Source organism: Campylobacter troglodytis (assembly GCF_006864425.1).
GTDB classification, from domain to species: Bacteria; Campylobacterota; Campylobacteria; order Campylobacterales; family Campylobacteraceae; genus Campylobacter_D; species Campylobacter_D troglodytis.
Genome location: NZ_QHLI01000184.1, coordinates 1 through 817, shown reverse-complemented (window position 1 = coordinate 817; position 817 = coordinate 1). Strand labels below are relative to the sequence as shown.

Below are 817 nucleotides of genomic sequence, written 5' to 3'. Positions count from 1 at the left end.
TTTGAATTCAAGCCCTAATTTTAAGCTTCTTTCTTAACACCTTTTTTAAGTGCTAATTTTAAAGCAAACGGTTTAAAGCTGTGAATTTTGCTTTGTAGCAAATATCCTCTAAGACATTTTGCTATGCAAAATACCCACCCCACCCAACGGGTTGCAAGCCTTGCGAAGCAAAACCCCCTCCGCAAGATAGGGGGCTTTAAAAGGCGAACTTTCCGCACAACAGAGGGAACCTTGCTTTGTTTGCAAAACAAAGCCTTGTTAAAATTCAAAACTCAGTTTAAAAGGCTTAAATTTAAGTTTTTGATTTTTAAAACTTAGATTTAAACCCTTGCTTGTTTGCTTGAATTTAAAGCTTTCTTTGAATTCAAGCCTTTGATTTTTAACTTTTTTCAAGCCTATGTTTAAATTCAAGCCTTGAAATTTTTTTGCTTTATTCTTTGTTTTAAGCTTGAAACTTTTAAAGTTCTAATCCTTTGAATTTTTAAACTCAAAGCTTGATTTAAATTCAAAGCCCTTGCTTAAAATTTTCTTTAAGGCTAATTTTTGAATTTGCAAAAAAGAGTTAATTGTATTTCATTAAGGTTAAAACATGATAAATTTTAAACAAAAATGAACTAAAATTTGACAAAAATTCACATTAAATGAAAATAAAATGTTTGATTTTTGTTAGGCTTTTTTCCATTGCAAATGCGAGATTTTAGCCTAAGTTGGCTTAAAATTTTATTAAAATTAATGAAAAATTCAGCTTTATAAAAAAAAAAAAAACAAATTATAAACAAAAATAAATTTATAGCAAATATATTTTAAATTTAGGAGG

The 817-nt window shown here is 27.8% G+C and carries 1 protein-coding gene; it reads left to right on the top strand.

The annotated features are described in order from the left end of the window. The first annotated feature begins 87 nt into the window (after nucleotides 1-87). On the top strand, nucleotides 88-318 hold the full coding sequence (locus DMC01_RS12630; RefSeq protein ID WP_142694529.1) for a hypothetical protein: 231 nt from the start codon (nucleotides 88-90) through the stop codon (nucleotides 316-318). Nucleotides 319-817 lie beyond the last annotated feature (499 nt).